A 4,411-nucleotide genomic window follows, 5' to 3' on the forward strand; every position below is an offset into this window, starting at 1 on the left:
GCGCAGGGCAGCACGGTCTGGGTCTTGATGCGGCGGCGGAACTCCTCGTTCAGACGCTCAATGGCGTTGGTGGTCCGTGCGGATTTCCATTGCGACGGATCGAGGCGGGTGAAGCTGAAGAGGCGATCGCCGGCCTCCTCGAGGCTATCGGCCACGGCCCGGCACTTGAGCTTCCACTTGCGGAGGAAGGCCTTGCGGCGCGTCTCGATCTCGGCGGCGCTGTCGGCGTAGATCATGTCGCGGTAGTCTTCGCTCAGCTCGTCATGCAGGCGCTTGGGCGCGTGGCCAAGCAGGTTGCGGTGCTTGTGAACCGTGCAGCGCTGGATGGGCAGGTCCCCGCCCCAGAGCGCCACGAGCGCGGCTTCAAGGCCGGGGGCGCCGTCAACGATTACGAACTCGGGCCGCCTGAGGCCCCGCGCGTCCAGATCGGCGAGGAATTGGCTCCAGGCAGCCGTGCTTTCGCCGCCCATGTTCCTGATTGAGAGGAGCACCTTTTGTCCGTCGCGCCGAACACCGATCGCCGCCAGCACCGAGATGTTGGTGGCCTTGCGGTCCAGCCGGGTCTTTATGACGGTGCCGTCGAGGATGAGCCGCACGATATCCTCCTCGGCCAGGTCGCGGGTGGACCACGCGTCCCAATCGACCTTCACCTTGCGCCAGGCCCGGCTGACCACGTCCTTGCTCACCGCCCCCTCGAACAGTCCGAACAGCGCCCGCTTGACCCGGCGCGTGTTGGTGCCGGCCAGGTAGACCGCCGCGATCAGGGCCTCGGCCTTCTTTGTCAGCCGCCTGTAGCGGGGCAGTGCCTTCGAGCGCCATTCGGTGATCTTGCCGGCCTCGTTCTCGATCCGGGCACGAGGAACCCGCACCGTCTCGGTGCCGAATGTGCCGGTCAGCTGCCGATCGCGATGCCCGTGGCGGTAGCCCTTGGCCCGCTCGTTGCCGCGGCCGTAACGAAGCCGTCCAAGAAAGTCGGCCAGTTCCTCTTCGAACATGGCCTCAATGGTGGCCCGGACATTCGCCCGCAGGCGGTCCTCGATCGGATCATACCCGCCTGCGTCGGGCAGTAGCGAAAAGGACGAGCTGTCGGTATTCTGCTTCATGGCGTGATCTCCCTGGCGGTTGCAGCCGCCGGCTGGGTGGGTGTCAGTTCACCCGGAGATTACGCCGCCATCCAATTTCCACCACTTCCGAGACACGACCCCCGGCCAGGAGCCTGCGGTCTGGTTTCAGGGAATGCGGCCCGAGCCGCCGCATTTGGTCGAGGCGGCAACCGAGTGGAGCACCGAAGAAATCCACTGGATCGTGACGAACGGCATCAAGATGTCCGGGATGCCGGCCTTTGGACCTCATCACACCCTGCAGGAGATCGCCGGCATCGCAGCCATCGTCAGCATGCTCCCCGGTCAGTCGGCGCAGGACTACCAGTCGCTGACCGGCAACCAGACGTCCACCGACGAAGCTGCCGGCTCCGGACACCATTGACTTCAACAAGCAGGAGACGAACTTGTCCTATATTCGCTTCGGCCTGATGATCCTCACCTCGACGGTGGTGATGTTCATCCTGATGTATCTGAACACATACGCTTGGGAGCACGTCTTCTTTTCGGAAACGCGCACCTACATGGCGATTATGATGGGTGCCACGATGGCGATCATCATGCTGGCCTACATGCTGGGGATGTATTCCAACAGGGCGCTCAACATCGCGATCTTCGCCGGATCGGTGATTGTCTTTGCGCTTTCCCTCTGGCTCGTTCGCAGCCAGGTCACCGTGTCGGGCACAAGCTACATGCGTGCAATGATCCCGCACCATTCGATCGCCATCATGACGTCGAAGCGCGCGCAGATCCGCGATCCGCGCGTCCGCAAGCTTGCCGACGAGATCATCGAGGCGCAGCGGCGCGAAATCGCGGAGATGCGGTACCTCATCGGGGAAGTGTCAGAGGGCAACACCGTGGAGAACATCTACCGCGACCCGCCGGCCGAGCCGGGCACCGTGGAGGAAGCGCTGGCCAACACGCTGATCTCCACCCTTGATCTTGCGCCCATGCCGGAAGCCGAAGCCGACCGGGTGCTTACAGCCGCTGACCGCTGCACCTTCAACCGCAGTCCCGAATCCAATCCTGTTCTGTGGGCTGCGGCGGATGGCAGCACGGCGGCCATGAAGCTGAACGGACGACTTGTCGATCTCCAAGCGAACGGCGACCCGCAGAGCAGCGCTGTAGAATTCTCGGCACCGGGCACAACCATCTCGGTGCTGTCGCTCGGCGACGAAGCGGACTGGCGCCAGAATGCCGAACTCGTCTTCCGGCTCGATCAGGGGTTCGAGGTCGGCTACCGCGGCTTTTACAGGTGCGGAGCAAGCTGACGACTGGAAAACCCGAATAGTACAGGAACGACGCTCACCTTGGCATTGGACACGATAGACCGGGCGAGAAGGGAACACCTAATCAACAAAAGAGCGGGTGTTTTTGTCCTATCAACATGGGAGCGGTAGGATTTTCTCTTCCTTCGCGATCTGACGGAGCACCGAAACGGGGATTGCACCATTCAGGACGGTCCGTCCGATCACAAGACCAGGGGTGCCGAGAAATCCAAAAAGATCGGCTAAAGCACGCGTTTGATCAAGTTCGGCCTGAATCTCCGGTGAGGCCATATCTATCGCAAGCTGCTCGACATTCAGGCCAAGGTCAGACGCCACACGCAATATCGAAGACTCATTGGCGACGAGCGGCGTTCGCATGAAGCGGCGCCGTAGGTCTTGCTGCCTGCCTTGCCGTGCGGCCGCGACCGAAGCGCGGGCGGCAAGTTCAGATGCCGGCCCAAAAATTGGGAGTTCATGCTGCACCAGCCGATAGGCGGCTCGGTCATCAGCCAGTAAGTCATCCAGATCCTGTTCAAGCGCACGGCAGAAGGGGCAGCGAAACTCGCTGAAATAAGCAATCGGGACGACATCGGTCGGAAGTTCGGTGCCGAAGAGGGCGGGGCAGGGGTCGGCGCGCAGGGCTTCCATCCGTGCATGGCGCGCCTCAGCATCATCCGAGGGTCCATCGAGACCAATCAGCGCAACGGATGCAGAGGAAGTTTGCCCCTCGGACTTCAGGCGCCGAAAGGGTGGCACGTCTGCGATTTCGACATAAGCAAGGCCGCGGCCTGTCAACTGCTCCCAGGGAAGCGCACGCAATCCATAAATTACTGCGACAATGCCCCCAAAAACGAACACATCACGTCGCCGGATTGTCATGCCACAGCCACCTGAGCTCCGAGCAGAACCCGCTTGTCGATCCGGATAACACGGTCGTTCAGCATCCCGATGCCGCCGTTACGCGCCGGTCGCCTAATCGTCCAAGGCTCAAGCTTGCCAGGGACGTGGTAATAGGCGTCTCTCCCGTTACGGCAGAGGCAGAGCGCCTGCACCCCGAGCGGTTTTTCGGGGCCAACGGGCACGCCATCGCTGAGCTGCGCATGGCGTTGAAGTCTGTACCGGAACAGGTTGTAATGTGAAGGCATTTTATGATCCACGGAAGATGACTATTCTGAGTCCAGCCTCGTCTAGGGCGTGTTGACAAAAGGGATTCACCGGGCGCGGTGATCGTGATTCAAGCTGGTATCTGCAATGGAGACCAGCGTGGCACGAAACCTGATGTCGAACGACGAGTGGGCGTTCTTTGAACGCTTCATCCTGGCTGTCCGTTCTCCGAACGGCCGCAAGCCCACGAACCATCGGCTTGTTCTGGATGGGATTTTCTGGATCGCCCGAACGGGGTCGCCCTGGCGCGACCTGCCGGAAGAGTTCGGCAAATGGTCGTCTGTCTATCGGCAGTTCCGGCGCTGGACGTTGGCGGGGCTGTGGGAACAGATCCTGGAGGCGCTGAACGAGAGCCGGATCGTGCCGGATGCGCTGCAGATGATCGACAGCACCGTGGTTCGCGCTCATCATCAGGCAGCGGGCGCAAAAGGGGGACTCCGCGCCAAGGTTTCGGCCGCTCGCGAGGTGGCTTCACGACCAAGATCCATCTGCGGGTCAATGCGGCAGGCCTGCCCATGAGAACCGAGATCACGGCCGGGCAGACATCGGACTACCTCGGCTTCGATCTGGTCATGGCTGACAACCTGCCCGAGCCAAGCGTTCTGCTCGCAGACCGCGGCTACGACTCCGACAACATCCGCAAGACCATGGAGGTGCGCGACGTGGTGCCGGTCATCCCCATGCGCAAAACCCGGAAGCTACGGGTCGCCGTTGACCGCAGGCTCTACCGCCTGCGCAATCTCGTTGAGCGGTGCTTCAACAAGCTCAAGAATGCCCGTCGCGTCGCCACCCGCTACGACAAGACCGCCGAAAGCTTCCTGGGCTTCATCGACATCACGTCGATCCGCCTCTGGCTCCGCCATTTGTCAACATGACCTA

Annotated in this window: 4 protein-coding genes and 1 pseudogene; 3 read left to right on the forward strand and 2 right to left on the reverse strand. The window is 61.9% G+C overall.

Annotated elements, in window-relative coordinates; translation table 11 throughout:
- Nucleotides 1–1,103: IS256 family transposase (locus tag ACTJI6_RS23630; RefSeq protein ID WP_440804177.1), on the reverse strand; the 1,103-nt coding region annotated here is incomplete at its 3' end.
- A 133-nt stretch (nt 1,104–1,236) separates the two neighbouring features.
- Here ACTJI6_RS23630 and ACTJI6_RS23635 point away from each other — a divergent pair.
- A complete protein-coding gene (locus ACTJI6_RS23635) occupies nt 1,237–1,485 on the forward strand; it encodes a c-type cytochrome (RefSeq protein ID WP_440804180.1) in 249 nt (82 codons plus the stop codon).
- Nucleotides 1,486–1,507: 22 nt separating this feature from the next.
- Nucleotides 1,508–2,371: a DUF305 domain-containing protein gene (locus ACTJI6_RS23640; RefSeq protein WP_440804182.1), complete on the forward strand. Its 864-nt coding sequence runs from the start codon at nt 1,508–1,510 to the stop codon at nt 2,369–2,371.
- Between the two features lie 111 nt (nt 2,372–2,482).
- Here the strand turns inward: ACTJI6_RS23640 and ACTJI6_RS23645 are convergent, their stop codons facing one another.
- Nucleotides 2,483–3,247 (reverse strand): DsbA family protein, encoded by a 765-nt coding sequence (locus ACTJI6_RS23645; protein ID WP_440804184.1) that lies wholly within the window; start codon nt 3,245–3,247, stop codon nt 2,483–2,485.
- A gap of 399 nt (nt 3,248–3,646) precedes the next feature.
- Between ACTJI6_RS23645 and ACTJI6_RS23650 the strand changes: the two are divergent.
- Nucleotides 3,647–4,407 (forward strand): annotated as a pseudogene (locus ACTJI6_RS23650) (IS5 family transposase).
- The last annotated feature ends 4 nt before the right edge of the window (nt 4,408–4,411 follow it).

Origin of the sequence: Paracoccus sp. 22332 (assembly GCF_052045125.1) — a bacterium.
Lineage (GTDB): Bacteria > Pseudomonadota > Alphaproteobacteria > Rhodobacterales > Rhodobacteraceae > Paracoccus > Paracoccus haematequi_A.